This is a genomic window from Falsarthrobacter nasiphocae (genome assembly GCF_031456275.1).
Taxonomy (GTDB): domain Bacteria; phylum Actinomycetota; class Actinomycetes; order Actinomycetales; family Micrococcaceae; genus Falsarthrobacter; species Falsarthrobacter nasiphocae.
Map to the genome: position 1 here is coordinate 498,289 of NZ_JAVDUI010000001.1, position 26,748 is coordinate 525,036.

The 26,748-nt window shown below is 68.6% G+C and carries 21 protein-coding genes; 11 read left to right on the top strand and 10 right to left on the bottom strand.

Annotated features, from left to right (window positions below; all coding sequences use genetic code 11):
* The first annotated feature begins 5 nt into the window (after positions 1-5).
* Complete coding sequence (ppk2, locus tag J2S35_RS02210; protein WP_309849352.1) at positions 6-1,004, top strand: polyphosphate kinase 2; 999 nt, start codon at positions 6-8, stop codon at positions 1,002-1,004.
* Positions 1,005-1,091: 87 nt separating this feature from the next.
* Here ppk2 and typA read toward each other — a convergent pair whose 3' ends face one another.
* On the bottom strand, positions 1,092-3,011 hold the full coding sequence (gene typA, locus J2S35_RS02215) for a translational GTPase TypA (protein WP_309849354.1): 1,920 nt from the start codon (positions 3,009-3,011) through the stop codon (positions 1,092-1,094).
* Between the two features lie 219 nt (positions 3,012-3,230).
* Positions 3,231-4,991 carry a BCCT family transporter gene (locus J2S35_RS02220; protein ID WP_309849356.1) on the bottom strand — a complete coding sequence of 587 codons (1,761 nt, stop codon included), beginning with the start codon at positions 4,989-4,991 and terminating at the stop codon, positions 3,231-3,233.
* Between the two features lie 296 nt (positions 4,992-5,287).
* Here J2S35_RS02220 and J2S35_RS02225 point away from each other — a divergent pair, with 296 nt between their 5' ends.
* Positions 5,288-5,713, top strand: a complete 426-nt coding sequence (locus tag J2S35_RS02225) for a hypothetical protein (protein WP_309849359.1) — start codon at positions 5,288-5,290, stop codon at positions 5,711-5,713.
* A 218-nt stretch (positions 5,714-5,931) separates the two neighbouring features.
* On the opposite strand, the gene J2S35_RS02230 is transcribed toward J2S35_RS02225, so the two are convergent.
* The 4 genes from J2S35_RS02230 to J2S35_RS02245 form a co-directional block, all read right to left on the bottom strand.
* Positions 5,932-7,575, bottom strand: coding sequence for an ABC transporter ATP-binding protein (locus J2S35_RS02230; RefSeq protein ID WP_309852985.1), 1,644 nt, complete (start codon positions 7,573-7,575; stop codon positions 5,932-5,934).
* A 134-nt stretch (positions 7,576-7,709) separates the two neighbouring features.
* A complete protein-coding gene (locus tag J2S35_RS02235) occupies positions 7,710-8,786 on the bottom strand; it encodes an ABC transporter permease (RefSeq protein ID WP_380083950.1) in 1,077 nt (358 codons plus the stop codon).
* Positions 8,779-9,705 carry an ABC transporter permease gene (locus J2S35_RS02240; RefSeq protein ID WP_309849361.1) on the bottom strand — a complete coding sequence of 309 codons (927 nt, stop codon included), beginning with the start codon at positions 9,703-9,705 and terminating at the stop codon, positions 8,779-8,781. Before J2S35_RS02240 ends, J2S35_RS02235 begins: the two co-directional genes overlap by 8 nt.
* A gap of 158 nt (positions 9,706-9,863) precedes the next feature.
* Positions 9,864-11,504 (bottom strand): peptide ABC transporter substrate-binding protein, encoded by a 1,641-nt coding sequence (locus J2S35_RS02245; RefSeq protein WP_309849363.1) that lies wholly within the window; start codon positions 11,502-11,504, stop codon positions 9,864-9,866.
* Between the two features lie 266 nt (positions 11,505-11,770).
* Here J2S35_RS02245 and pgi point away from each other — a divergent pair, with 266 nt between their 5' ends.
* The 8 genes from pgi (at position 11,771) to J2S35_RS02285 (ending at position 21,181) form a co-directional block, all read left to right on the top strand.
* Positions 11,771-13,453 carry a glucose-6-phosphate isomerase gene (pgi, locus tag J2S35_RS02250; RefSeq protein ID WP_309849366.1) on the top strand — a complete coding sequence of 561 codons (1,683 nt, stop codon included), beginning with the start codon at positions 11,771-11,773 and terminating at the stop codon, positions 13,451-13,453.
* Between the two features lie 203 nt (positions 13,454-13,656).
* Entirely contained in the window at positions 13,657-14,730 is a 1,074-nt protein-coding gene (locus J2S35_RS02255; RefSeq protein ID WP_309849368.1) for an NADP-dependent oxidoreductase, read from the top strand.
* A 126-nt stretch (positions 14,731-14,856) separates the two neighbouring features.
* Entirely contained in the window at positions 14,857-15,999 is a 1,143-nt protein-coding gene (locus J2S35_RS02260) for a TDT family transporter (RefSeq protein WP_309849370.1), read from the top strand.
* Positions 16,000-16,047: 48 nt separating this feature from the next.
* A complete protein-coding gene (locus J2S35_RS02265; protein WP_309849372.1) occupies positions 16,048-16,872 on the top strand; it encodes a siderophore-interacting protein in 825 nt (274 codons plus the stop codon).
* 194 nt (positions 16,873-17,066) lie between these two features.
* Complete coding sequence (locus J2S35_RS02270) at positions 17,067-19,289, top strand: NADP-dependent isocitrate dehydrogenase (protein ID WP_309849374.1); 2,223 nt, start codon at positions 17,067-17,069, stop codon at positions 19,287-19,289.
* A 199-nt stretch (positions 19,290-19,488) separates the two neighbouring features.
* Complete coding sequence (locus J2S35_RS02275) at positions 19,489-20,184, top strand: SDR family oxidoreductase (protein WP_309849375.1); 696 nt, start codon at positions 19,489-19,491, stop codon at positions 20,182-20,184.
* Between the two features lie 120 nt (positions 20,185-20,304).
* A complete protein-coding gene (locus J2S35_RS02280) occupies positions 20,305-20,508 on the top strand; it encodes a DUF5302 domain-containing protein (protein WP_309849378.1) in 204 nt (67 codons plus the stop codon).
* 181 nt (positions 20,509-20,689) lie between these two features.
* Positions 20,690-21,181 carry a DedA family protein gene (locus tag J2S35_RS02285; protein WP_309849380.1) on the top strand — a complete coding sequence of 164 codons (492 nt, stop codon included), beginning with the start codon at positions 20,690-20,692 and terminating at the stop codon, positions 21,179-21,181.
* A gap of 142 nt (positions 21,182-21,323) precedes the next feature.
* On the opposite strand, the gene J2S35_RS02290 is transcribed toward J2S35_RS02285, so the two are convergent.
* Complete coding sequence (locus tag J2S35_RS02290; RefSeq protein ID WP_309849382.1) at positions 21,324-21,767, bottom strand: DUF1990 domain-containing protein; 444 nt, start codon at positions 21,765-21,767, stop codon at positions 21,324-21,326.
* Positions 21,768-21,951: 184 nt separating this feature from the next.
* Here J2S35_RS02290 and putP point away from each other — a divergent pair, with 184 nt between their 5' ends.
* Complete coding sequence (putP, locus tag J2S35_RS02295; protein ID WP_309849384.1) at positions 21,952-23,481, top strand: sodium/proline symporter PutP; 1,530 nt, start codon at positions 21,952-21,954, stop codon at positions 23,479-23,481.
* A gap of 146 nt (positions 23,482-23,627) precedes the next feature.
* Here putP and J2S35_RS02300 read toward each other — a convergent pair whose 3' ends face one another.
* The 3 genes from J2S35_RS02300 to J2S35_RS02310 are packed head-to-tail and all read right to left on the bottom strand — an operon-like array spanning position 23,628 to position 26,559.
* Positions 23,628-24,977, bottom strand: a complete 1,350-nt coding sequence (locus J2S35_RS02300) for a carboxylesterase family protein (protein ID WP_309849386.1) — start codon at positions 24,975-24,977, stop codon at positions 23,628-23,630.
* Entirely contained in the window at positions 24,974-25,699 is a 726-nt protein-coding gene (locus J2S35_RS02305) for a DNA-3-methyladenine glycosylase (RefSeq protein ID WP_309852990.1), read from the bottom strand. Before J2S35_RS02305 ends, J2S35_RS02300 begins: the two co-directional genes overlap by 4 nt.
* On the bottom strand, positions 25,696-26,559 hold the full coding sequence (locus tag J2S35_RS02310) for a hypothetical protein (RefSeq protein ID WP_309849387.1): 864 nt from the start codon (positions 26,557-26,559) through the stop codon (positions 25,696-25,698). The genes J2S35_RS02305 and J2S35_RS02310 overlap by 4 nt, the downstream gene beginning before the upstream one ends.
* Between the last annotated feature and the right edge of the window lie 189 nt (positions 26,560-26,748).

Consider the following 26,748-nt stretch of genomic DNA (forward strand, 5'->3'; position numbering starts at 1 on the left):
GCCCCATGGCCGCCTCGACGAAGTCCACCAAGACCGATTCCATCCCCCGCCCCGCGGAGGCCCTCGCCCTCCACGAGAAAGCGGCGGCCGCGCGCGTCTCCGTGACGGAGGACGTGGCCGGGGAAATCGACGAGCTCTCGGAGCTCGCCCGCAAGGACTCCCCTCTGGCCAAGAAAAAGGACGACGGCGCCTGGCGGATCGACTACCCGTATGACAAGAAGCTCTCCCGCGATGCGTATGAGAAGGAGAAGCGCAAGCTCCAGATTGAGCTGCTCAAGCTTCAAATGCACGTCAAGGAGTCCGGCGAGAAGCTCCTCCTCATCTTCGAGGGCCGCGACGCCGCCGGAAAAGGCGGCGCCATCAAGCGCTTCAACGAGCACCTGAATCCCCGCGGCGCTCGCATTGTGGCCCTTGAGAAGCCGACGGACGCCGAGCAGTCCCAGTGGTATTTCCAGCGGTACATCCAGCACTTGCCCTCGGGCGGCGAGATCGTCATGATGGACCGCTCCTGGTACAACCGCGCGGGCGTGGAGCGCGTCATGGGGTACTGCACTCACGAGCAGTACGTGGAGTTCCTCCGGGAGGCGCCCGCCGTTGAGCGCATGATCCAGGCGTCCGGGACGCGCATCTTCAAGTTCTGGTTCTCGGTCAGCAAGGAGGAGCAGCTCTCCCGGTTCGCGAGCCGCCAGACTGACCCCGTCAAGCAGTGGAAGCTCTCCCCCACGGACCTCGCGTCCCTCGACAAGTGGGAGGACTACACGCAGGCGAAGGAGGCCATGTTCTTCTACACGGACTCCGAGGACACGCCGTGGACCGTCATCAAGTCCAACGACAAGAAGCGCGCCCGCCTCGAGGCCATGCGCCACGTCCTCAACAGCGTGGAGTACCCGGGCAAGAACCTTGCGTACGTGCACGCGCCGGACCCGAAGATCGTCGGCCCCGCCTCCGTCATCCGTGAGCGTGGCGAGGAGCTCCAGTCCTTCCCGCCGCTCAGCGAGCTCTGACCCCGAGCGCAGACAACGGCGCCCGCGGCCTCCCAGGGAGGCGGCGGGCGCCGTCGTCGTCTCTCAGCCCGGCATGGGGCCGGGAGGCTAGTTCTTCTTGCTGGAGCGGTTTGCGCGGACGCGGTCGCTTGCGGAGAGGATGACCTTGCGGATGCGGATCGCCTCGGGGGTGACCTCGACGCACTCGTCCTCACGCGCGAACTCGAGGGACTCCTCGAGGGTCAGCTTCTTCGGGGGCGTGAGGCCCTCGAAGTTGTCCGCGGAGGCGGAGCGCATGTTGGTGAGCTTCTTCTCCTTGGTGATGTTGACTTCCATGTCGTCAGCACGGGAGTTCTCGCCGACGATCATGCCCTCGTACACCTCGGAGGTGGGCTCGATGAAGAACGAGCCGCGCTCCTGGAGGTTGATCATCGCGAACGGCGTGGCCACGCCAGCGCGGTCCGAGATGAGCGAGCCGGAGAGGCGGTACTCGATGTCGCCGGCCCACGGCTCGTAGCCCTCGGAGTAGGACGAGGCGATGCCCGCGCCGCGCGTCTCCGTGAGGAACTTCGTGCGGAAGCCGATGAGGCCGCGCGCCGGGACGGTGAACTCCATGCGGACCCAGCCCGTGCCGTGGTTGGACATGCCGGACATGCGGCCCTTGCGGGCGGCCATGAGCTGCGTGACGGCGCCGAGGTACTCCTCAGGGACGTCGATGGTCATGTGCTCCATCGGCTCGTGGACCTTGCCGTCGATGGTCTTCGTGACCACCTGGGGCTTGCCGACGGTGAGCTCGAAGCCCTCGCGGCGCATCTGCTCAACGAGAATGGCCAGGGCGAGCTCGCCACGGCCCTGAACCTCCCAGGCGTCCGGGCGCTCGGTCGGGAGGACCTTGAGCGAGACGTTGCCGATGAGCTCCTTGTCGAGGCGGTCCTTGACCTGGCGCGCCGTGACCTTGGCGCCCTTGACGCGGCCGGCCATCGGGGACGTGTTGATGCCGATGGTCATGGAGATCGCCGGGTCGTCCACCGTGATGAGGGGAAGCGGGCTCGGGTTCTCGATGTCCGTCAGCGTCTCGCCGATGGTGATGTCCTCAATGCCTGCGACGGCGACGATCTCGCCGGGGCCAGCGGACTCGGCGGGCTCGCGCTTGAGGCCCTTCGTCGCGAGGAGCTCGGTGATCTTGACGGACTTGAGGGTGCCGTCATGGCGCGCCCAGGCAACCTGCTGGCCCTTCTTGAGGGTGCCGTTGTAGATGCGCAGGAGCGCGAGGCGCCCGAGGAACGGCGAGGCGTCGAGGTTCGTCACGTGCGCCTGGAGGACGCCGTCCGCGTCGTACGTCGGGGCCGGGATGTGCTCGATGATCGTCTTGAAGAGCGGCTCGAGATCCTCGGAGTCCGGGAGGGCGCCGTCGGCGGGCTGCTCCGTGGAGGCCTTGCCGTTCTTGCCGGACGCGTAGACGACCGGCACGTCGAGGACCTTGTCCATGTCGATGTCCGGGACCTCGTCCACGAGGTCGGACGCGAGGCCGAGGAGGAGGTCCATCGAGTCGGACACGACGCCGTCGATGCGGGCATCCGGGCGGTCCGTCTTGTTGACGACGAGGATGACGGGCTTGTCCGCGGCGAGGGCCTTGCGGAGGACGAAGCGCGTCTGGGGCAGCGGGCCCTCAGAGGCGTCGACGAGAAGCACAACGCCGTCAACCATGGAGAGGCCGCGCTCGACCTCTCCGCCGAAGTCGGCGTGACCCGGGGTGTCGATGACGTTGATGAGGATGCTGCCGCCGTTCGCGGCGGGTCCCTCGTAGAACACCGTGGTGTTCTTCGCGAGGATGGTGATGCCCTTCTCCCGCTCGAGGTCACCGGAGTCCATGACGCGGTCTTCGACCTCGCCGTGGCTGGAGAAGGCGCCGGTCTGCCGGAGCATGGCGTCGACCAGCGTGGTCTTGCCGTGGTCAACGTGGGCGACGATTGCGACGTTGCGCAGGTCGTCGCGAACGGCGCGCTGGGCCGAGGTGGTTTCGCTCATACGGGAAAAGACTCAATTCCTGTCTCGATCACTGCCGGATTCACTCCCGCGCGCCATCAGGGCTCATCACGAGGGGCCGGCCGGGGCCGCTGGTCGCGGCACAACCGCCAGACGGCGGTCCTTCTTCGAGTCTAACAGCGTCCTCCGCAAGAAGACGGGGACGACGACGGCGGGCGGGATCGCGTTGATCCTGCCCGCCGTCGTCGCCCTCATCCCCGCCTACGCGGAAGGGGAGGGTCCGCCGTTCCGCGGAACGCTCCGGGAGACCCCAGCGGAGGTGCCGGGGCCGCTGACCGAGGCGCCGGCGGACGCGCCGGAGGCGTCCACCGCGGGAACCGATCCCGTGCGGATCTTCTCCTCCCAGTTCTCGAGCCGCTCGTCGACGGAGTCCTGGACGGAGTCATGCACCCGCTCCGCGACGGCCGCGCCGAACTGCTGGCGCTCGAACCGCACCATCGCCGCGTGCTCCCGATGGAACGCGAGCCCGCAGGACCAGGCCATGAGGATCATGACCACCGAGAAGGGCACGGCCGTGAGGATGGCGACCGTCTGGATGGTCGTCAGCCCGTCGCCTCGCAGCAGGGCGATCGCGATGAGAGCCGCAGACACGGCCCAGAAGACGCGGATCCACGTCTTCGGCGACGTCTCGCCGCCCGAGGAGATCATGCTCATGACCATGGCGCCCGAGTCCGCGGAGGTGATGAAGAACACCGCCACGAGGATGAGCGCGCCGAACACCAGCGCCGGGCCGCCCGGGAGATCGCCGAGCAGCTCGAAGAGGACGTTGTTGACGTCCACCGTACCCCCGGCGCCGACGAGGCCGCCCTTGCCGAAGAGCTCGCGGTACAGGCTCGAGCCGCCCATGACGGAGAACCAGAGGAAGGTCACGAGGGTCGGGACGATGAGGACGCCGCCGACGAACTGGCGGACGGTGCGGCCCTTGGAGACGCGGGCGATGAAGACGCCCACGAACGGCGCCCAGGAGATCCACCAGCCCCAGTAGAACGTGCTCCACGCGGACTGCCACTTCTCCCCCTCGTCACCCCGGAGGGCGAAGGTGTTGAACGACATCCCGACGACGTTCTGGAGGTAGTGGCCGATCGACTGGACGAACTCGCGCAGGACGAAGAGCGTGGGCCCCGCGAAAAGCACGACGACGAGGAGCAGCGCGGCAATGACGAGGTTCGCATTCGAGAGCCACTTCATGCCCTTCTCCACGCCGGAGACGACGGAGAGAATCGTCAGCGCGGTGATGGCGACGATGAGCATCACCTGCGTCATTTCGGTGGCCTCAACGATGTTCTCGTGCTCAAGGCCCGAGGAGATCTGGAGCACACCGAGGCCCAGCGAGGTGGCGACGCCGAAGAGGGTGCCGACGAGCGCGATGACGTCGATGAGGTTTCCCCACCCGCCGCTGACGCGCTTTTCGCCGAAGAGCGGCTCGAGCGCCCAGCGAATGGAGATCGGGCGGCCCTTGCGGTGCACGGCGTAGGCAATGCCGAGACCCACCACCACGTAGATGGACCACGCGTGGAGGCCCCAGTGGAGGAACGTCTGCGTCATGGCCCGCTGAGCCTCGTTGGCCTCGCCGGCCAGGGTGCCTGGCGGCGGAGACGCGAAGTGCGAGAGGGGCTCGGCCGCGCCCCAGAACACGAGGCCGATGCCCATGCCCGCGGCGAACAGCAGCGCGAACCAGGACATGAGGGAGAACTCGGGCTCGTCGTCGTCCTTGCCGAGCTTGATGTCCCCGTAGCGGGACGCCCCGACCCACAGGGCGAAGGCCACGAAGCCGGAGACGATCAGGACGTAGTACCACCCGAACGCCCCGATGACGTTGGTCTGGATGGTGCTGATGACCTCGGCGGACTGCTCTTGGAAAATCAGGGTCCAGCCTACGAAGGCCGCGATGATGACGGCCGCGGGCCAGAAGACCCAGCGGCGCACCCCCGTTGAGGCGATGCCTGCATTCGATGTGCTCATTTCGCTCCGTTCATTCGGTGATCTCGTGATCGGCGCGGCGTGCGCTCTTCTTCCACCGTATGAACTCAGGCCTAGGGGCTCTACAGCCCATAGCATGCGGAATCGTTGCCACTTTGTTACCGACTGCGCGGCTCCAGCCGCCCAGGCGCAGCCGGCCCTGCGGCGACGACAAGCCTGACGGCCGCCCGTCATATTTCGTCGCAAGGGGACGCCACCCTTGATTCACCTGACGGGCGTTCGTATATTCAATCGCAGCGATCGTCTCTCTCGACCCCCCCATCATCAAGGACACGACCATGACAACGCCCGCCGTGCCCAGCCGCCTCCTGCGAGAGCTCCTGAAGCGTCATGCCACCAGAACTCAGGCCGCTGAAGCGATCCGGCTGCTCCGGGCACCCGCTGCTGAGCGGGCTGCTGCGGGGCTCCCTGAGGACCCAAAGACGCGCGAGATCGCGGATCACGTGGCCCCAGGGGATCCACGTGGCCGCTACAAGGCCTCGGCCGCCTCGGGCGCTGGTCTCGCTCTCGCGCTGGTGTGGCTTGTCTACGCGATTGTCCAGCAGAACAGCGGTGAGCTCCCCTCCCCCGACGATGTTCCCCGGAGCCCCGCCGGACTCATCGTCCGGTGGCTGCCCGCCATGGTTCTCGCGTGGGGCGGCTGGCTGCTGGACCGGTTCCGCATGACCAGCAAGGCCAAAGCCGCCTACGGAAGCCTCCTCTGAGCGCCCCGCGCATGACCTGCGGCCTCCGCTGAGGCCCGGGAGACGTGCGGGCCGTTCGCCAGGTCCTCCAAGAACGGGACCCGTCCATGCAGAGGCAGGACCAGTCTCTTCGGACGCAAGAAAGGCGGGTGCCCGCCAGAGACCCAGTGGGTCTGGCAGGCACCCGCCTTCCGTTCTGAGGGGACCCGCGCCAGGCGGGCCCCGCCAGAGACGTGTCCTTACGCCGCTTCCGGCGGGATCATGAGGCCCGCGCCCGGGATCGCCGCGAGGAGCTGCTGCGTATAGAGCGTCTGCGGGTTCTCGAACACGTCGTCCGTGGACCCCGTCTCCACGAGCTTGCCCTTCTCCATGACGCACACGCGGTCCGCGATCTGCCGCACCACCGCGAGGTCGTGCGTGATGAACAGGTACGTCAGCCCGAGCTCGCTCTGCAGATCCGCGAGGAGGTTGAGGATCTGCGCCTGAACAAGCACGTCGAGCGCGGACACCGCCTCATCGCAGACCACGAGCTCGGGGTTCAGGGCGAGCGCGCGGGCGATGGCCACGCGCTGCCGCTGACCGCCCGACAGCTCGTTCGGGTACCGAGCCATCATGGACTGCGGGAGGGAGACCTGGTCGAGCAGCTCGCGGACCTTGGCCTCGCGCTGCTTCGCCGAGCCCACCTTGTGGATCCGCATGGGCTCCTCGATGGTCCGGTAGATGTTGTACATCGGGTCAAGGGAGCCGTACGGGTCCTGGAAGATCGGCTGGACGCGGCGGCGGAACTTGAACATCTCGCGGCCCTTGAGCTGCGAGACATCCCGTCCGTCGAAGTCGATCGAGCCGGACGTGATCGTCTCGAGCCCGAGGAGCATCCGGGCGACGGTCGACTTTCCAGAGCCGGACTCGCCCACAACGGCCGTCGTCGTCCCCCGAGGAATCGAGAAGGTGACGTTGTCCACGGCCGTGAAGTCCTCGGACTTGCCCCAGGCGCCGCGGAGCTTGAAGACCTTGGTGAGGTTCTTGACGTCGACGAACGCCTCCCCCGCCCCGGTCTCCGGGCGCTCGGCGAGGAGGTCCTGCGCCTCGACGCCCTCCTCCTTGGCCACCTGGATGCGGCGGGAGGCGAGGGACGGCGCGGACTCGACGAGCTTGCGCGTGTACGGGTGGCGCGGGTTCTGGAGGATCTCGAGCGCCGGGCCGGACTCGACGACCTGGCCCTTGTACATGACGATGACCTTGTGCGCGCGCTCGGCAGCCAGACCGAGGTCGTGCGTGATGAGCAGGACGGCCGTGCCGAGCTCGCTCGTCATCGTGTCCAGGTGGTCCAGGATGGTCCGCTGGACGGTGACGTCGAGGGCGCTCGTGGGCTCGTCGGCGATGAGGAGCCGCGGCTGGCACGAGAGGCCGATCGCGATGAGGGCGCGCTGACGCATGCCGCCCGAGAACTCGTGCGGGTACTGGCGGGCGCGCTTCTCGGCGTCGGGCAGGCCGGCGTCGGTGAGGACGCGGGCCACGTCGGCGTCGGAGCTCGGAAGGCCGTTGGCCTTGAGGGTCTCCTTGACCTGGAAGCCGATCTTCCAGACCGGGTTGAGGTTGGACATCGGGTCCTGCGGGACCATGCCGATCTTGCTGCCGCGGAGGCCGACGAGCTGCTTCTCGGTGTAGTTGGTGATGTCCTCGCCGTCGAAGATGATCTGCCCGCTGGAGACGCGCCCGTTGACGGGCAGGAGGCCAATGGCCGCGAGGGCTGACGTGGACTTGCCGGAGCCGGACTCCCCCACAATGGCGACGGTCTCGCCGGGCATGACGGTGATGTCCGCGTCGCGGACGGCCTCGACCTTTCCGCCTGCGGTCGTGAACGTGATGCCCACGTTCCGCATCTCCAGGAGGGGCTTCGGGGCGGAGGACGACGGCGCGGCTGCGCCGTCCCGGGACCCCGCGGCGGTCTGGGCTGCCGCGGGCGCGGCCGCCGTCTCGGATGCGTGGCGCTCAGATGCTGCGTGTGACATCTCGATCACTTCTTTCGGGACTTCGGGTCGAGCGCGTCACGCAGGGCGTCGCCCAGCATGATGAAGCTCAGGACCGTCAGGGACAGGGCCAGACCAGGCCAGAAGACGGGCCACGGGTTGGAGCGGAACGAGTTGCGGCCGTCGGAGATGTCGTTGCCCCACGAGGCCGTCGTCGGCGGGAGGCCGATGCCCAGGTAGGAGAGCGTGGACTCGGCGACGATGAACGTTCCGAGCGAGATCGTCGCGATGACGATGACGGGTGCGAGGGCGTTCGGCAGCACGTGCTTGTAGAGGATGCCAAGCGGCGAGACGCCGAGGGAGCGGGCGCTCGTGACGTAGTCAGAGCCCCGGACCTCGACGACGGCGCCGCGCATGATGCGGGCCACGCTCGGCCAGCCGAGCACCACGAGGATCAAGACGATGGTCCAGGCGTTGCGGCCGTCGCGGAACATGGGCAGCTGGAACATGACGATCGCGCCGAGGATCAGCGGAAGCGCGAAGAAGATGTCGCCGAGGCGGGACAGGATGAAGTCGAGCCACCCGCCGAAGTACCCAGCCAGGGCGCCGATGGCCCCGCCCAGGACAACGACGCCGAGCGTCGAGAAGAGGCCGACGATGAGCGAGGCCCGGGTGCCGGCAATGACGCGCGAGTAGACGTCGCAGCCCTGGAACGTATAGCCGAGCGGATGCCCCGGGGCGGACTTGCCGTTGGAGTTCTCGAGGAGGCACTGCGCCTTGCTCGGGTCCTCGGTCCAGAAGAGCTGCGGGAAAGCAGCGACGAGCACGGCGAGAAGGATGAGCAGGGCCGCGATGATGAACGTCGGCTTGCGACGCAGCTGCCGCCATGCGCCGGCCCAGAGGCTCACGGGCTTCTCCCCGTCGACGCGGGAGTCCGTGGCGGTCACAGGTGTCTCGTCCGGGTTGGCGACCACGTGCTCGATCGCGTACGCGGAGCGCTTGGGCTCGACCGGCGGCTTGATGGCGGGGTTCGATGCGGCCGCCCGCGGAGGCGTCACGGCGTGGGAGCCCGCGCTGTTCTCGGGGTGAGCGTTCACGGTGTTTTCCTTTGCGCGCTTAGGCATAACGGATCCTCGGGTCGAGCCACGCGTAGAGCAGGTCCACGAGCAGGTTGGCGATGCAGAAGATCAGGACAAGCAGGGAGACGATCGAGACGACCGTCGGGGCGTCGCCCAGGGTCAGTGCCTTGAAGAGGGTGTTGCCGATGCCGGGGACGTTGAAGATGCCCTCGGTGACGACGGCGCCGCCCATGAGGCCGCCGAGGTCGGCACCGAGGAAGGTGGCCACGGGGATCATGGAGTTGCGGAGGATGTGGACGCGGACGATCCGGCCGTTGCTCAGGCCCTTCGCACGGGCCGTGCGGACGTAGTCGGCGCTCGCGTTCTCGGCGACGGACGTGCGCGTCAGGCGCAGCACGTAGGCGAAGGAGACGAGGCCGAGGACGAACGCCGGCAGGATGAGGTCCGTGAAGGTCGCCTTGCTCGAGACGGTCGGCTTGGCGAGCTGCCACTGCACGCCGATGACGTACTGGAGGACGAAGGCGAGCACGAAGATCGGCACCGAGATGACGATGAGGGAGACGATGAGGATCGTCGAGTCGAAGAGCTTGCCCTTCTTCAGGCCAGCGTAGAGGCCGAAGGCGATGCCGAAGACGGCCTCGAAGATGAGGGCCATGATCGCGAGGCGGGCGGTGACGGGCATGGCATCCCCGATCACCGAGGCGATGGGGCGGCCCGAGAAGTTGACGCCGAGGTCACCGGTGAAGATGCCGCCGAGGTACCCGAAGTACCGGGTCCAGAACGGCTCGTCCAGGTGGTACTGCTCCCGCAGCTGGGCCGCGACGCCCGGGGTGCAGCCCTTCTCGCCACAGATGGCGGCGAGCGGATCACCCGGGAGCTGGAAGACGAGGAAGTAGACGAGGAGCGTGGCCCCGAGGAAGACCGGGATCAGCTGTCCCAGCCGCTTGACGAGATACCAGGTCATGAGGTTACGACTCCTCGAGTGCTGTCAGGGCGGGTCCCGTAGTCGGGGCCGGGTGTCGAAGGCATGGTGAAGGTCTTCCTTGAAAGAGGGACAACACCCCAGCGGACGGGGTCGCCGTGAGGCGACCTCCGTCCGCGGGGCTTGGGTCACGAGGGGGCTTAGCCCTTCTTCGTCACCTTGTAGTACATGGGCGTGCCGTTCCAGCTCGTGGTCACGTTGGAGACCTTGTTGGACCAGCCGACGTTCGCGGTGGAGTACCACAGCGGGACGTTCGGCATGTCCTCGAGGAGGAGGGCGTCCGCCTCCTGGAACTTCTTCGTGGCGTCCTCAGCGGACTTGGCGCCCAGGCCTTCCTTGAGGAGCTTGTCGAACGCCGGGTTGTCGTACTTGGCGTCGTTCGAGCTCGCACCCTTGCCGTAGACCGGGCCGAGGAAGTTGTAGAGCGACGGGTAGTCGGCGAGCCAGCCGGCGCGGGCGGCGCCGGTGAGCTTGCCGCTGCTCGCGGCCGTGCGGAGCTCCTTGAAGGTCGTGTACGGCTTGCCCTCAGCCTTGATGCCCAGGTTCTGGGACAGCTGGTTGCTCACGGCGTCGACCCACTGCTTGTGGGAGGCGTCCGCGTTGTAGGCGATCGTGAAGGGCTTGGAGTCGTCGTACGGCTGGATCTTCTCAGCCTCCTCCCACAGCTCCTTGGCCTTGTCCTTGTTGAACGTCGTGTACTCGGAGCCCTTGAGGTCCTTGGAGTAGCCCTCGAGGGTCGGGGACGTGAAGTCCGTGGCCGGCGTGCGGGTGCCCTGGAAGATGACCTTGATGATCTCGTCGCGGTTGATGGCCATGGAGATGGCCTGGCGGCGGAGCTTGCCCGCCTCGCCCTTGAAGTTGTCCAGGTAGTACGGGATGGAGAAAGTCTGGTTGCCCGCGTAGGCCTTGTCGGAGTAGCGGTCGCCAAGATCGTTCTTGTAGTTCTGCATCGCCGAGGTCGGGATCTGATCGAGGACGTCGAGGTTGTCCGCGAGGAGGTCCTGGTAGGAGGTGTCGGCGTTCTGGTAGAGCTTGAACGTGATGCCGCCGTTCTGCGCCTTCTCCGGGCCGTCGTAGTCGTCGTTCTTGACGAGCTCGATCTGTGCGTTGTGCTGCCAGGCGCCCTTGTCCTTCATCTTGTACGGGCCGTAGCCGACCGGGTTCTCGCCGAAGGCCTTCATGTCCTTGTAGGCGGACTCGGGGATCGGCACGTAGGCGGAGTAGCCGAGGCGCTGGGCGAAGTCGGCCTCGGGCTGCGACAGCGTGACCTCGAAGGTCGTGTCGTCGATGACCTTGAGGCCGCTCATCTTGTCTTCCTGGGAGCCCTCAGCGCTGACCTTGTCGTAGCCCTCGATGGACTCGAAGAAGTACGAGGACTTCTGGGCGTTCTTGGCGGCGGCGCCGTAGTTCCAGGCGTCCACGAAGCTCTTGGCCGTCACGGCCTCACCGTTGGTGAACTTCTTGCCGGACTTGATCTTGATGGTCCAGACCTTGGAGTCCTTGGTCTCGATGGACTCGGCGAGGTCGTTGACGCTCTTGCCGTTCTCGTCGTACGAGATGAGGCCGTTGAAGATGTTCTCGACGACGCGCCCGCCGCCGTTCTCCGAGGTGTTGGTCGGAACGAGCGGGTTCTCCGGCTCGACGCTGCTGGCCGTGATGATGGCGCCGGCGTCGCCCGATGCGGACGAGCCGCTGTCCGACGATCCGCCGCCGCAGGCGGCGAGGGCGAGGGCTGAGAGCGTGGCGAGGCCGACGATCTTCGTAGTGCGTGCGAAGCGCATTCTTCTGTCTCCTTGAATGAGGTTCGACCCTCGGCAGCAAGCTTGCGAAGCTGCTCGCCGTCGGCCTTCCAGGCCCGGTCACCGATCCTTGTGAGATCGCTGTGGGCTGACAATGAAGCAACTGTAGCTCAAAAAGGTGACCTTGTGTGTCACGGATCACCTAGTCAGCGCACCGTAGCTTGTCAACGGCCGTCCGAAGAGCGGCCATTGTGGCCAGATGCGAACAAGACTCCCCACGGCCCTCCAAAGTGGAGGACACTAGGTCTATGAGCGAATCCAAGCTGACCGATGTGACCACGACCGACGCCTGGGAGCGCCTCGACGAGCTCGCCGAGAGCGCCGATGTCGACCTCCGCGCCGCCTTCGCCGAGGACGCGGACCGTGCCTCCTCCCTCACCTTCGACGCGGCGGACCTCCGCGTCGACCTCTCCAAGAACCTCGTGGACAAGGACGTCCTGTCGGCGCTGCTCGACCTCGCCCGCACCACGGGCGTCGAGGAGCGCCGAGACGCGATGTTCGCAGGCGAGAAGATCAACGTCACGGAGAACCGCTCCGTGCTCCACACGGCCCTCCGCCGCCCCAAGGGGGCCCAGCCGCCCCTCGTCGTCGACGGCCAGGACGTGGACAAGGACGTCCACGAGGTCCTCGATCGCATCTACGCCTTCGCGGACAAGGTCCGCTCGGGCGAGTGGACGGGCGTGACCGGCCGCCCCATCGAGACGGTCGTCAACATCGGCATCGGCGGCTCGGATCTCGGCCCCGTCATGGTCTACGAGGCTCTCAAGCCGCTGCGCCACGAGCGCCTCACGGCCCGCTTCATCAGCAACATCGACCCCACGGACGCGGCCGAGAAGCTGGGCGACCTCGACCCCGAGACGACCCTCGTCGTCGTCGCCTCCAAGACCTTCACCACCCTCGAGACGATCACGAACGCGCGCGTGGCGCGCACCTGGCTCCTCGATGGCCTCCGCGAGCGCGGCGCCATCGGCGAGGGGCAGGACGCAGAGGCCGTGGCGAAGCATTTCGTCGCGGTGTCGACGGCCCTGGACAAGGTCGAGGAGTTCGGCATTGACCCGAAGAATGCCTTCGGGTTCTGGGACTGGGTGGGCGGCCGCTACTCGGTGGACTCGGCCATCGGCACGGTCCTCGCGGTCGTCCTGGGCCCCCGCGTGTTCTCGGAGTTCCTGGCCGGCTTCCGCGCGATGGACGAGCACTTCCTCTCGGCTCCCCTTGAGTCCAATGTCCCTGTGCTCATGGGCCTCATCAACGTGTGGGACTCGAACTTCCTGGGCGCCGAGACGCACGCGGTGCTCCCCTACGACCAGCACCTGCACCGCTTCCCGGCGTACCTGCAGCAGCTGACGATGGAGTCCAACGGCAAGTCCGTCATGTGGGACGGCCGCGAAGTCTCTGACGAGACGGGTGAGATCTTCTGGGGCGAGCCGGGCACGAACGGCCAGCACGCCTTCTACCAGCTCATCCACCAGGGCACCCGCCTCGTGCCGTGCGACTTCATCGCGTTCGCGACCCCCTCCTACGACGTCAAGGACGGGGACCAGGACGTTCACGAGCTGTTCCTCGCGAACTTCTTCGCCCAGACCAAGGCCCTCGCGTTCGGCAAGACGGCTGACGAGGTGCGCGCGGAGGGCATCGACGAGTCGATCGTTCCGGCTCGCACGTTCCCGGGCAACCAGCCGACGACCTCGATCATGGCCCCGAAGCTGACGCCCTCGGTGCTCGGCCAGCTCATCGCGCTCTACGAGCACATCGTGTTCGTCGAGGGCACCATCTGGGGCATCGACTCGTTCGACCAGTGGGGCGTGGAGCTCGGCAAGAAGCTCGCCAAGGACCTCGCGCCCGCCATCGCGGGTGACGAGGCGGCGATCAAGGCGCAGGACTCCTCCACGCGCAGCCTCATCGAGTACTACCGCGCCAACCGCGCCCGGTAGGCGCGCGCCTCCCCCTCGGGGCTTCCCTGAGGAACGACGACGGCGGCTGCGCCGGGGTCTCCCCCGCCCGGCCGCCGTCGTCGTCGTCTCTGTGAGGCGGAACACAGCGCGCCCGGCCTGAGGAATGGATGGGCCACGGGGCGTGTTGTGCAGAAGAGACCCCAGCGCTCTGCCGGAGTGACACCGACGAAAGAAGGCACATCATGGCATCCGAGTACCGTCCCGCGGACGAGTCCACCGCACCCGAGACCCGCCCCGACCTTCCCCGCACGAGCCGCGCCGTGACGCTGGCCTCCCGCCCGGATGGCCTGCCGACCCCCGCGGACTTTGAGATGAAGACGCTTGACCTGTGGGAGCTCAACGCGGGCCAGGTCCTCATTGAGAACGTCGTCATGAGCGTTGACCCGTACATGCGCGGCCGGATGGACGACCGCGAGTCCTACATCCCGCCGTTCGAGCTCGGCGAGCCCCTGACGGGCGGCGCCGTGGGCCGCGTCATCGCCTCCCGCGCGGACGACCTGCCCGTTGGCACGCACGTTCAGCACTTCTACGGCTGGCGGGATCGGATCGTCCTGGACGCCGAGATGGTCCAGCCGGTCGACACGGACCTCGCCCCCGCGGAGGCCTACCTCGGAATCCTCGGGATGACGGGCCTGACCGCGTGGGTGGGCCTCACGGTCATCGGCCGGTTCGAGAAGGGCGAGACGGTCTTCGTCTCCGCCGCGGCCGGCGCCGTCGGCTCCGCCGTGGGCCAGATCGCCAAGCTCCTGGGCGCGGGCCGAGTCATCGGCTCGGCGGGCGGCCGAGAGAAGGTCGAGTACGTGAAGTCCCTCGGCTTTGATGCGGTCATCGACTACAAGGCCGGGGACGTCGCGGGCCAGCTCAAGGACGCGGCCCCGGACGGGATCGACATCTACTTCGACAACGTCGGCGGCGAGCACCTCGAGGCGGCCCTCGCCTCGATCCGCAAGAACGCCCGCATCGTCCTCTGCGGCGCCATCTCCATCATGAACGGCCGGGCCGGGTCCACCGGCATCCGCAATACTGCCGCGCTCATCGGCAAGGGCGCCACGATGCAGGGCTTCACCGTGGGCCAGTATCAGCAGGACCATCAGGAGGAGTTCTACGCGCACATGGCGCCGTGGGTCTCCGAGGGCCGCATCCAGTGGAAGACCACCCAGCGTCACGGCCTGGAGAACGCGGTGCCCGCCTTCCTTGAGCTCTTCGAGGGCGGCAACACCGGCAAGATGGTCGTCGTCCTCGACGAGTCCGCCTGATCCGCCGGGGATGACGACGGCGGCAGCCGCCGTCGTCGTCCCCCGCCGCGAGCCCTCAGAACACTGCCCGGTAAGCATGGAAAAATGGGAGCCAGCCCACCGCCCATCGAAAGGACCTTCTGTCCAGTGGCCCACGCCGCCCCTGCGCCCGCGCCCGTCCTCGCCAGGTTCCCTGAGGCGGGCCCCGTCTGGTTCCCGAGCGTCATGGGCACGGGCATCACAGCGAGCCTCCTCGCGGAGTTCAGCGAGGAGGCGGGGTGGCTGCAGGGCCCGTCGGTGGCGTTCTTCGGCCTCACGGTTCTGCTCTTTGTCGGACTGTCTGCGGGATTCGCGGCCCGGTGTGTCCGCCGGCGCTCCGCGCTGACGAGCACGCTGAGGGACTTCTCGCAGCTGCCCTACTGGGGCGCGGTGGCCATGGCCTTCCTCGTGGTGGGGCATGCGGCGCACGTCGTCCTGCCGCTCCTGGACCCCGGGGCGCTCGGTGCGGCCGTGCGCATCGACGCGGTGCTGTGGACTGTGGGCACCGTCCTGGGGCTCGTGACGGCCTTCGGGTTCACGGCCGCGATCATCATGGGCGAGCCCGGGAAGCCGCTGCCCACGTGGGGCCTGCCGCTCGTGCCGCCAATGGGCTCTGCGACGACCGGCTCGGCCCTCGTTCCGTTCGTCCCCGACGAGGGGCTGCGCCTGACGCTCGTCGTCCTCACTGTGGGGTGCTTCGCGGTGACCCTCGTCCTCGGCTTCGTCATCTTTGCCGTGGCTTTGCACCACCACATTCGCGTGGAGAACATCCCCCTGGACCTCGCGATCTCCTCGTGGATCCCCCTCGGCGTCCTGGGCCAGTCCATGTCCGCGGCCCAGACACTCGCCGCGCAGGCCGAGCATTTCGTCATCCCCGGCGCGGTCTCCACGCTTCACCGCCTCGCCGACCTGTACGGCCTGGCGATGGTGCCCCTCGCCTTCGTGACCATCGCGATCGCCGTCCAGATCACCGCGCAGGGTTTCCGCCACGGCATGCGGTTCGTCCCCGGATGGTGGTCGCTGACGTTCCCGGTCGGCACACTGGCCCTCGGCAGCCGCCTCCTCGCCCAGTCCCTCGGCAGTGGATGGCTCGGGGCCCTCAGCGTCGCGGCTCTCGTCGTGCTCGTCATCAACTGGGCGTTCTGCGCAGCCTCCTCGGTGCGCGCCTTCCTCAGCGTCCGACGACGGGCCGCCCGCGCCGGAGCCGCCGCCTCCGGCACCCGCTCCCCCGAGGCCCGGGCCAACGCCTGACCCGATAGGCTGAAGGTGAGGTAAACCTAACAATCCGCGAGGGGATCCATGCCCGCCAAGACGCCCAAACCGCAGACCCGGCTCACCGTGCTCCGGACGGAGGCCCTGACGCCGCGGCTGATCCGCGTGTGGCTCGGTGGCCCCGCCTTCGCGGACTTTCGTCCCAACACATTCACTGATATGTACGTCAAGCTCGTGTTCTCGCCGGACGGACGCGTGCCGGAGGGCCCCATCAATGTGGCCCAGGCCCGCGCGGAGCTCCCGGCGGGAGAGGCTCCCGTGACGCGGACCTACACTGTCCGCACCGTGGACGAGGGCCGCGGCGAGCTCGCCATCGACGTCGTCACCCACGGGGACCGCGGGATTGCGGGCGTCTGGGCCCAGCGCGCGCGCCCCGGGGACGCCCTCCTCCTCCAGGGCCCCGGTGGCGCCTACGCCCCGGACCCGGACGCCGACTGGCATGTCCTCGCCGGGGACGAGTCCGCGCTGCCCGCCATCGCCAGCGCCATCGAGGCCCTCCCCTCCCACGCGCGCGGCGTGGCCGTCATCGAGGTGGAGAGCGAGGACGACGACGCCCTGCCCCTCGCACACCCCGCCGGCGTCGAGGTCACGTGGGTGGCCCGGAACGGCGCCGGGCCGGACCCGATGCGCCTGCGGGGCGCTCTCGAGGCGGCGCTCGGCGGGGGCTGGCCCTCCGGCGTCGTCCATGTCTTTGCCCATGGCGAGCGCGAGTCCGTCAAGGCCCTCCGCACCCTCTTCCGCGAGCGCGAGGTGCCGCGCGAGCGGCTGTCCATCTCGGGGTACTGGGCGCACGGACGCACGGAGGACGCGTTCCAGGCGGAGAAGCGCGAGCCCATCGGGAAGATCGACTAGTCCCCCGGCGCAGGCAGCCGTCTCGGGCCCGGGATCGGACACGGGGTCTCGCCGCCGCCCGGTCGGGGCCCTCTCGCAGCCCCGCCGTTTCCAAGGATTCTCCAGGAACCGGTCAGATACAGTGAGACGTAAACGGGCAGAGGCGCCGCAAGCGTTCCTGCCGCCGCGACGAGCGAAGTGGAAGTGACCAGCGTATGGCAACCATCATCTACACGAAGACCGACGAAGCACCGATGCTTGCGACCTACTCGCTGCTTCCGATCATCGAGGCGTACGCGTCCACCGCGGGCGTCTCTGTCGAGACGCGCGACATCTCCCTGGCCGCGCGCATCATCGCCCAGTTCGCCGACCGTCTCCCGGCAGACCGGCAGGTCCCGGACGCCCTCGCGGAGCTCGGCGAGCTCGCTCAGACGCCCGAGGCGAACATCATCAAGCTCCCCAACATCTCCGCCTCCGTGCCGCAGCTCAAGGCCACGATCAAGGAGCTCCAGGACAAGGGCTACGACCTCCCCGACTACCCGGACGAGGTCTCCACGGACGAGGACAAGGACGTCCGAGCCCGCTACGACAAGGTCAAGGGCTCGGCCGTGAACCCGGTGCTCCGCGAGGGCAACTCGGACCGCCGCGCGCCCCTCGCCGTCAAGAACTACGCCCGCAAGCACCCGCACTCCATGGGTGCGTGGACGCCGGAGTCCAAGACGAACGTCGCCACGATGGGCGTCGACGACTTCCGCAGCAACGAGCAGTCCGTCATCCTCGAGAAGGACGACGTCCTGACGTTCACGCTCCACGGCAAGGACGGATCCGAGACGGTCCTCAAGGACGGCCTCAAGGTGCTCAAGGACGAGATCGTCGACGCGACGTTCCTCTCCGCCAAGAAGCTCGACGCCTTCCTCGCCGAGCAGATCGAGCGCGCCAAGGCCGAGGATGTCCTCTTCTCCGTGCACCTCAAGGCCACGATGATGAAGGTCTCCGACCCGATCATCTTCGGCCATGTCGTCCGCGCGTTCTTCCCGGAGGTCTTCGAGACGTACGGCGAGAAGCTCGCCGCGGCTGGCCTCTCCCCCAACAACGGCCTCGCCTCGATCCTCTCCGGCCTCGGAGAGCTCGACGACGAGACGGCCGCCGGCGTCAAGGCAGGCATCGAGAAGGGCCTCGCCGAGGGCCCGCGCCTCGCCATGGTCAACTCGGACAAGGGCATCACGAACCTCCACGTGCCGAGCGATGTCATCGTCGACGCCTCCATGCCGGCCATGATCCGCACCTCCGGCCACATGTGGGGCCCGAAGGGCGAGGAGGACGACACGCTCGCCGTCCTCCCGGACAGCTCCTACGCCGGCATCTACCAGGTCGTCATCGACGACTGCCGCAAGAACGGCGCGTTCGACCCGACGACCATGGGCACCGTCCCGAACGTCGGCCTCATGGCCCAGAAGGCCGAAGAGTACGGCTCGCACGACAAGACCTTCGAGATCCCGGCCGACGGCACCGTCAAGGTCACGGACTCCGAGGGCAACGTCCTCATGTCCCACGAGGTCGAGGCCGGCGACATCTGGCGCGCCTGCCAGACCAAGGACGTCGCGGTCCAGGACTGGGTCAAGCTCGCGGTGACCCGCGCCCGCGCCTCGAAGACGCCCGCCGTGTTCTGGCTGGACGAGTCCCGTGCGCACGACCGCAACCTCATCGCCAAGGTCAACGAGTACCTCAAGGACCATGACACCGAGGGCCTCGAGATCTCCATCAAGAGCCCCGAGGAGGCCACGGCCTTCTCGATCGAGCGCATCCGCCGCGGCGAGGACACGATCTCCGTGACGGGCAACGTGCTCCGTGACTACAACACGGACCTGTTCCCGATCCTCGAGCTCGGCACGAGCGCCAAGATGCTCTCCGTCGTGCCCCTCCTCAACGGCGGCGGCCTCTTCGAGACCGGCGCCGGCGGCTCCGCCCCGAAGCACGTGCAGCAGCTCGTCGAGGAGAACCACCTCCGCTGGGACTCCCTGGGCGAGTTCATGGCCCTGGCCGAGTCCTTCCGCCACGCGGGCGAGACCGAGGGCAACGCCTCCGCGCAGGTCCTCGCGTCCACGCTCGAGCGCGCCACGGAGACGTTCCTCAACGAGAACAAGTCCCCGAGCCGCAAGGTCGGCGAGATCGACAACCGCGGCAGCCACTACTACCTCGCCCGCTACTGGGCCGAGGAGCTTGCGGCGCAGAAGGACGACGAGGACCTCGCCGCGAAGTTCGCGCCCGTGGCCGAGGCCCTCGCGGCCGGTGAAGAGGCCATCACGTCCGAGCTGCTCGGCGTCCAGGGCTCGCCCGCGGACATCGGCGGGTACTACCTCCCCTCCGAGGAGAAGACGGCCGGCGTCATGCGCCCGTCCGCGACCCTCAACGCTGCGGTGGACGGCCTGAAGAAGTAGTTCCGGCCTCAGCCCATGCGGGCCCGGTCGCGCGAGTCATCGCGGGGCCGGGCCCGCGGCGTGTCCGGGGCGCTTTCTCTCGAGGCCCGGGCCGGGGTGCCGCGGCCGCGTCGTCGTCCGCTCCCTGGCGGAATACGTGACGCCCCGCGACCGTTGAAGAGAAGGCGACCATCAATCCCCACTCTCGACGGAGGCAGACATGAAGCGCGTTCTCATCATCGGCGGTCACGGCAAGGTGGCGCTGCTCGCGGCGCCCATCCTCGCGGCCCAAGGGCGGGAGGTGCTCAGCGCGGCACGCAAGGCGGGGCAGCGCGAGGACATCGAGAAGGCAGGCGGCACGTTCGTCGAGGCCGACGTGGAGCGCATGGACCAGCGCGAGATCGAGCGCCTCGTCAGCGGGACGGACGCCGTCATCTGGAGCGCTGGCGCGGGCGGAGGCTCCCCCGAGCGCACGCGCGCCGTGGACTTCGAGGCAGCCGTCCGCACCGTGCACGCGGCGGAGGCAGCCGGGGTGAAGCGCTTCGTCATGGTGTCGTACTTCGGTGCGGGCCAGGATCACGGCCTGCCCGAGGACCACGACTTCTTCGCGTACGCGCAGGCCAAGGCGGACGCTGACGAGGAGCTGCGGGCGTCGTCGCTCGACTGGACCATCCTCGGCCCCTCCGCGCTCACGGACGCGCCGAGCTCCGGCTCCGTGGACGTGCGGGTGGACCGCGGCCGCGACCTGGCGGCGGACTCTGCCTCGCGGGAGACGGTCGCCCGGATGCTCGCGGCGGTGCTCGACGACGAGACAACACTGCGGCGGACCATCGAGTTCAACGACGGGTCGAGCAGCATCGACTCGCGCCCGTGGGCGGCCGAGTCCGCTGAGCCGCAGGGCGAGAGCGCGTCCTAGGCTGAGCCGGGCCCCTGGGCGCCTCCGGCCGCCCCGCCCACGGGCGCTGATGCGGAGGACGCGGGAGAGACTTGATCGATTGGTCTTCCCCAACGGCTTGCGAGGTGGGACACTGGTGTCATGAGCAACGCAAAGAACACCCCTGACCACGCCGAATCCAAGGGGGCACCCGAGGACATCAAGGCCAAGTTCCGCGAGGCGCTCGCCAAGAAGAACTCCCGGAACTCGGGTCCGCGCGAGGATCACCTCGACGGCCATTCCAAGGCGCAGGGCCCCCACGGCCCGGCCGGTGGACCGCAGGACTTCCGCCGCAAGACCGGCTGAGCCGTCCTGGTGCGGCTGAGCCGACCTGGCCCTTGAGCCGTCCCGGCCTCGCTGCGCCGTCCACGCCCAGCTCAAAGGGCTGCCCGATCAGCGGGGAGGGAACCGGATTCGTCCGGTCCCCTCCCCGCTTTTCTGTGTCAGCGCCCGCCCCGCGCGGAACCGCCCGCGATAGGCTGGATTCATGGGCGAGTGGCTGAGCGGAATGCACTGGACCGTGGCCGTCGCCGCGTTCTGGGCGCTGGGCATCGTCCGTTCAAGCGCGGTCTACGCTCTCGGCCGCCTCGCCAGCGCGGGCGGAACACGCTCCGAGCGTCTCCGCGCCGCCTTCGATACCCCCGCCTACCGCCGCGCCGAGACGTTCGTCAACCGCTGGGGCGCCTTCGCCGTGCCCGTCTGCTACCTGACCATCGGCTTCCAGACGGCCGTCATCGTCACCACGGGCTTCACCCGCATGCCCCTGACCCGCTGGATTCCCGCCATGCTGCTCGGCACATGCCTGTGGGGTGTCATCTACGGGACGGTGGGCATGGCCGTCATCTGGGCGTGGCTCTCGAGCCCGTGGGTCGCTGCGGGCCTGCTCGGGGCTGTCGTCCTCGCCGTGACGGTCGCGGCTCTCCTGCCCCGGGTGCGGGCGGCGCGCGCCTCGCTTCCTCCAGAAGACGACGACGCCTGAGCCGCCGCACTCCCCCGCCGCCGCTCTCATCCGTTCCATGGCGAGTTTGAGCCCAAAAAACGCGCCCCAGCGTGCGGAAATCGCCCCGCAACGGGGTCGAGGAGGGGCCCCCGCAACGGGGTCGCGGAGGGCGCGGGCCGTCTCAGACCCGCGTGGCGGCCCGGAGGTACCGCCGCGTGATGAGCAGCTGAACCGCGCGGGCGGCGGGGCGGCCCCACCGCGAATACCAGCGCGCGGGCCTCGACCGGGCGGCGATGTCGAACCACACGGCCCCGTCCTCGTCGAGCCTCACCGTGAAGGACTCCCGGCCCTCCTCGGGGTGTCCGGGCAGCGCCTCGTAGACGAGCCTCGCCACCGACGCGCCCAGCCCCACAGACTCGAGGATGCGCACCGGCGCGGGGACTGGGAACAGGCGGAAGCGGAGGACGGCCTCACCGTCCGGGCCTGGGCGGACCCGAACCCCCGCCGCCTCGTGGAGCCGCCACTCGAGGAGCGCGCGGGCGACCCGCTCGAAGCGCTCCTGACCCCGCCCGGCGTATCGGGACTCCTCGAGGGTGTCCCACGGCGGCTGCGTCGTCGTCATCATGGGACCCACGCTAGCCCCAGGACCGGACGATTGTGACGCCAACCACGCGAACCTGAGAGTTTCCGGTAAGATTCAGCGATAACCAGTCATGTCAGCCGCACGGCTGACTGCCACGCACATCGTCGTGCCACCCCGGCCGGCTGGCCGGACCCCGGCGCACCCCGTGCCCCACCGAAAGGCCACTATGTCCGCGCAGGCATACCAACTCATCGCCATCCTGGTGTATTTTGCCGGGATGATTGCGATTGGCTTCTGGGCCAACCGCAAGAACAACGACCTGGACGACTACCTCCTCGGCGGCCGAGGGCTCACCCCGGGAGTCGCGGCCCTCTCGGCAGGCGCGTCCGACATGTCCGGCTGGCTCCTCATGGGCCTGCCCGGCGCGCTGTATGTGGGCGGGCTGTTCCAGGCGTGGATGGCCATCGGCCTGACGGTCGGCGCGTGGATCAACTGGAAGCTCGTGGCGCCGCGCCTGCGCGCTTACACCGAGGTCTCCAACAACTCGATCACCCTGCCATCCTTCTTCGACAACCGCCTTCGCGGGGCGGACCCCGGCATCAGCCGGGCGCTGCGCGTGGTTGCCGGCCTCATCATCCTGACGTTCTTCACGTTCTACGTCTCCTCCGGCATGGTTGCCGGCGGCACGTTCTTCCAGGCGTCCTTCGGCTCGGTCTTCGAGGGGGCGACGCCGGAGCAGTCCTACCTCTACGGCATGCTCATCGTCGGCGGCATCACGGTGCTGTACACGCTCTTCGGCGGCTTCCTCGGCGCGACGTTCACGGACGTGGCCCAGGGCCTGCTCATGCTTGCGGCTCTCCTCGTTGTGCCGATCGTCGGCATTATCGAGCTCGGCGGGCCGGCAGACGTCTACAACGCGATCGTTGCGGCGAAGCCGGACGCGTTCTCCCTCGTCGCGGGCGGCACGTTCATCGGCGCTCTCTCGGCGGCCGCGTGGGGCCTCGGCTACTTCGGCCAGCCGCACATCATTGTCCGCTTCATGGCGCTGCGCTCCCCCGCTGACGCGAAGGCCGGCCGTCGCATCGGCATCGGCTGGATGGTCCTCACCGTCGTCGGTGCCATCGCCACGGCGTTCGTGGGCCTCGCCTACTTCGCCACGCACCCGGGCGCCAAGCTGACGGACGCGAAGTCGGCCGAGTCCGTCTTCCTTGACCTGTCCCAGATCTTCTTCCACCCGATCGTCGCCGGGTTCGTCCTCGCGGCTGTCCTGGCGGCCATCATGTCGACGATCTCCAGCCAGCTCGTCGTCTCCTCCTCCGCCCTCGTCGAGGACCTCGCGTCCATGGTCCTCAAGCGCACCCTCTCGCCCAAGGCTCAGGTCTGGCTGGGCCGGGCGGGCGTCCTCGTGGTCGCGATCATCGCCATGATCCTCGCGGGCGACCCGGCGAGCAGCATCCTCAAGCTCGTGGCCTTCGCGTGGGCCGGCTTCGGCGCCGCGTTCGGCCCGGTCGTCCTCCTCGCCCTGTTCTGGCGCAAGCTGACGGCGTGGGGCGCTCTCTCGGGCATGGTTGTCGGTGCCGTGACCGTGTTCTGGTGGTCCAAGCTCGGGACCGAGATCTACGAGATCATTCCGGGCTTCATTGCCGCGACGCTCGTCGCCGTCGTCGTCTCGACGGTGACGTACAAGGCGAACGCTGAGACGGAGCGCGAGTTCGACGAGGCCACGCGCCTCGCCGCCTCGGGAGCCAAGGCCTAGAGGCCGACGACGAAGGCCCCGCGCGCAGTCACTGCGCGCGGGGCCTTTCTCATGCCGCCCGGGGCGGGGAGCCTGCGGGCTGGAGCCCCGACGCGGACCGGCGTGGCTGGGCGCGGGGCACACCCGCGGGGTCTGCGGCGGGTCCGCTAGTCCGCCGGGGCGTCGAGGGGCGCGAACTCGATGAGGCCCTCGTAGTCCTCAAGCCCCTCGGAGCCCTCGCGGGCGAACCGGCCCCAGAGGGAGCGCAGCATCATGCCCTGCGGCTCGATGGTCTCCCACGGTGCGCCGGCGATGAGAGCGGCCTTCTCCCAGCCCTCGCGCGTGCCGAGGAGAAGGGGGAGCTCGATGGTGTGCGCGGCACGGTACGGCGAGCCCTCCGGGCCCCAGCTGATGACGTAATGACGGCCCCGTCCCCCGGCCGCCGCATGACGCCGGGCGAACGCGTGGGCGGGGTCCGCGTAGATCTTGCGGGTCAGGCTCGCAATGAGACCCTCGCCGAGCCGCTCCCCCAGCGCCAAGTGGGAGACGAACGCGTGCATGCCCGGCACCTCGCCCGTAAAAAGGGCGGCCTCGCGGGACGTGTGGCCGATGAGGATCTCGATGTCCTGCGCCGCGCGGGCCCAGGCCTCGTCCAGCTCGTTCTCCTCCGGCAATGGATCGAACCCGTACTGGACGCCGAAAGGCATGGCGCCCTTGAGGCCGAACGGCAGGGCCCACCGGGCCACGCGCTCCTCGCAGCCGACGTGCTCGGCGAGCGGGGCGTCGTCGGGAATTTTCGCTGCCTCCCGCGCCATGAGCGCGTTCATCCGGGCGCGGCCCCGCGTGATGCCGAGCGGGGCGGACTGAATGATGCCCCGGCGGAACAGACCCGAGGCGCCCCTGGCGATCATCAGGTGAGCCACCGCGTCCGCGCCCGCAGACTGACCGAACACCGTGACGTTCTCAGGGTCCCCGCCGAACGCGGCGATATTGGCCTGGATCCACCTCAGGGCCGCGATCTGGTCCAAGAGCCCGAGGTTCGCGGGGCGCCCTCCGTCCCAGCCGAGGTAGCCCAAGACGCTCAGCCGGTACGTGACGCTGACGACGACGACATTCTGCTCGCTCGCCAGCGGTGCCGTGCCGAAGACGTGCGCGTCCCCCGCGCCAGCCGTGTACGAGCCGCCGTGAATCCACACCATGACGGGAAGCCCGTCCCCCGGTGAGGCGTCCTTGGGCAGCGTCACAGAGAGGTTGAGGCAGTTCTCATCCTCCTCCAGGCCGGACTCGGGCTCCCACAAGAGCTTCTCCAGCATGTCCATGGGGACCTGGGGGCAGGCGGGGGCGGGGTCCATGGCCCGGATGGGCTCGTCCGCAGGCGGGATGGGCCTCGGCTTTTCGAAGCGGCCCGCCGTGGCGTACGGGATGCCCGTGGCGCGCATGACCTCCCCTTCGACCCGGCCGATGATCTCTCCGGCTGGGGCGGACCAACGGTGCTCGATCACGGGCTGGGACGTCACGGCGCCTCCTCCTGGCGGTCTGGGCGGTCAAAAACTCCGTCCAGCCTATGCGGCGGACCTGACAACTCGCCCAGCGGCACCGGTTTGAGGGTGGGCTTGACCCCACGGCCCGGCCTGAACGCGGACACGCTCGCGTCTCCGTCGAGCATGAACCTCAGCGGCTCGTTCTCCGCGCGGGGAACACCGACCCGCGGGCCCGCGAGAATCGGCAGCGCCGTCGTCGTCTCAGGGAAGAGAAGCCGCACCTCCGAGGAGGCCTCGAGAAGGCGAGCGCCCGAGTTGGCCATGGTGACCCCTAGCGCGCGGGTGAGGCAGCCGGGGCCGCGGGCCAACCGGTGCTCGGGGACGTCGCCGCGGCGGGCCGTGGCCTCCTCGACGCCGAGGATGACGCGGCCTGCACGGACGAGAACCGCCCGAGCCTCGCCCTCCGCGGAGCAGACGACGTTGCAGCACGTGTGCCCGTGCATGGCATAGGTGTAGAGGCGGCCCGGCGGCCCGAACATGACCGCGTTCCGCTTCGTGGGGCCCTTCCAGGCGTGGGATGCGGGGTCCGCGTCCCCCAGGTAGCCCTCGGTTTCCGTGATGACGACGGCGACTGGGCCGCGGGCCAGCACCGCGCCGATCAGGGCCGGTCCCGTGACGTGGGGGTCAGGGTTGAGGTCCTCCTCGCGGGCGGGACGGTAGCCCTGGTCGAGGAGGACGGCGGCTGCGTCGCGGATCAGAGCGTGGCCTCTGCCCTGAGGCCAGCCAGCGAGTGGGTGGTCGGAGCATAGGGGACCGCGTCCGTGGTGACGGTGCCGGACTGCACCGAAAGCGTCACCGTGACGGAGGTGGGGCCGTGCTCCTGCCAGTAGACGGGCACGTGGCTGGCGAGGAGCTGGACATACGGAGACTCGGGGCCGGTCACGGTCACCGCCCCCGTCGTCGTCACGAGGACCGTACCGGTCCAGCTGTCATCGGTGAGAGCACTATTGGCACGCATCGCGGTGAACGGCACACCGTTGAGGCCTTCACGGAGAGCCGTGCCGCCGGACGGCTGCGCAGAGATCAGCGTTGACGCACCGTCCCGCCACAACAGCGGCTCATATGCCTCACCCGGGGCAAACGCCGCGCGCACGACCATTGACACGACGGCTCCAGCCTCGAGCGTCGAGGTGCCGGGAACAAACTCCCCCGTGTCGGTGAAGCGCGGGGCCGAGAAGAAGAAGCCGACCCCGCCATTCGTGCCGCCGTCCGGGCCCGGGGGAACCGAGCCGCCCGGCGTGAACGTGCCGGAGCCTTTGGCGGAGAAGCCCGTGGATGAGGACAGCGTGCCCGTGGGATCGACGGTGCCGCTGCCGTACGAGGTCACACCCAAAATGGTGGCGTCCGGATTGTCACGCTGCGTGTCCACAACCTGCGCGAAGGCCCCCATGGCGATGCTGATCTCCCGCGCGGGTACGGACGCAGCAGTGGACGGGGCCGCACCCGCGATAGCCACCACGGGCGCGCTCCACGCAGCCGCTGTGAGCACTCTCCGCCTCCCCAGGGCGGGACGAGGCGAGGCCGACGCTGAAGACTCGATGTCGGCAGGAAGCACCATGGACCATCTCCTTGACGTTCGCGAAAGAACCGTGCGGCTCGGCGGATCAACGGCCGCCTCACGTATGATTTATTAATCCTAGTCCGTCGCCTCCCGCGCGTGGGTCGTGGCGGCGACGAATCCCCCGGAACGCTGAGGTCACTGCGGGCGAGGCCTCGTTCCCGGGGTTCACCAAACCTTCGCCCGGCT

What these genes read in the sequence shown, in the direction of transcription:
- J2S35_RS02220 (WP_309849356.1), bottom strand. Translation starts at nt 4,991, where the DNA reads ATGAGCACATCGAATGCAGGCATCGCCTCAACGGGGGTGCGCCGCTGG.
- J2S35_RS02255 (WP_309849368.1), top strand. Translation starts at nt 13,657, where the DNA reads ATGGCATCCGAGTACCGTCCCGCGGACGAGTCCACCGCACCCGAGACC.
- putP (WP_309849384.1), top strand. Translation starts at nt 21,952, where the DNA reads ATGTCCGCGCAGGCATACCAACTCATCGCCATCCTGGTGTATTTTGCC.
- J2S35_RS02230 (WP_309852985.1), bottom strand. Translation starts at nt 7,575, where the DNA reads ATGCGGAACGTGGGCATCACGTTCACGACCGCAGGCGGAAAGGTCGAG.
- J2S35_RS02245 (WP_309849363.1), bottom strand. Translation starts at nt 11,504, where the DNA reads ATGCGCTTCGCACGCACTACGAAGATCGTCGGCCTCGCCACGCTCTCA.
- J2S35_RS02235 (WP_380083950.1), bottom strand. Translation starts at nt 8,786, where the DNA reads ATGCCTAAGCGCGCAAAGGAAAACACCGTGAACGCTCACCCCGAGAAC.
- J2S35_RS02290 (WP_309849382.1), bottom strand. Translation starts at nt 21,767, where the DNA reads ATGATGACGACGACGCAGCCGCCGTGGGACACCCTCGAGGAGTCCCGA.
- J2S35_RS02240 (WP_309849361.1), bottom strand. Translation starts at nt 9,705, where the DNA reads ATGACCTGGTATCTCGTCAAGCGGCTGGGACAGCTGATCCCGGTCTTC.
- pgi (WP_309849366.1), top strand. Translation starts at nt 11,771, where the DNA reads ATGAGCGAATCCAAGCTGACCGATGTGACCACGACCGACGCCTGGGAG.
- J2S35_RS02225 (WP_309849359.1), top strand. Translation starts at nt 5,288, where the DNA reads ATGACAACGCCCGCCGTGCCCAGCCGCCTCCTGCGAGAGCTCCTGAAG.
- J2S35_RS02285 (WP_309849380.1), top strand. Translation starts at nt 20,690, where the DNA reads ATGGGCGAGTGGCTGAGCGGAATGCACTGGACCGTGGCCGTCGCCGCG.
- J2S35_RS02270 (WP_309849374.1), top strand. Translation starts at nt 17,067, where the DNA reads ATGGCAACCATCATCTACACGAAGACCGACGAAGCACCGATGCTTGCG.
- ppk2 (WP_309849352.1), top strand. Translation starts at nt 6, where the DNA reads ATGGCCGCCTCGACGAAGTCCACCAAGACCGATTCCATCCCCCGCCCC.
- J2S35_RS02275 (WP_309849375.1), top strand. Translation starts at nt 19,489, where the DNA reads ATGAAGCGCGTTCTCATCATCGGCGGTCACGGCAAGGTGGCGCTGCTC.
- J2S35_RS02280 (WP_309849378.1), top strand. Translation starts at nt 20,305, where the DNA reads ATGAGCAACGCAAAGAACACCCCTGACCACGCCGAATCCAAGGGGGCA.
- typA (WP_309849354.1), bottom strand. Translation starts at nt 3,011, where the DNA reads ATGAGCGAAACCACCTCGGCCCAGCGCGCCGTTCGCGACGACCTGCGC.
- J2S35_RS02265 (WP_309849372.1), top strand. Translation starts at nt 16,048, where the DNA reads ATGCCCGCCAAGACGCCCAAACCGCAGACCCGGCTCACCGTGCTCCGG.
- J2S35_RS02310 (WP_309849387.1), bottom strand. Translation starts at nt 26,559, where the DNA reads ATGGTGCTTCCTGCCGACATCGAGTCTTCAGCGTCGGCCTCGCCTCGT.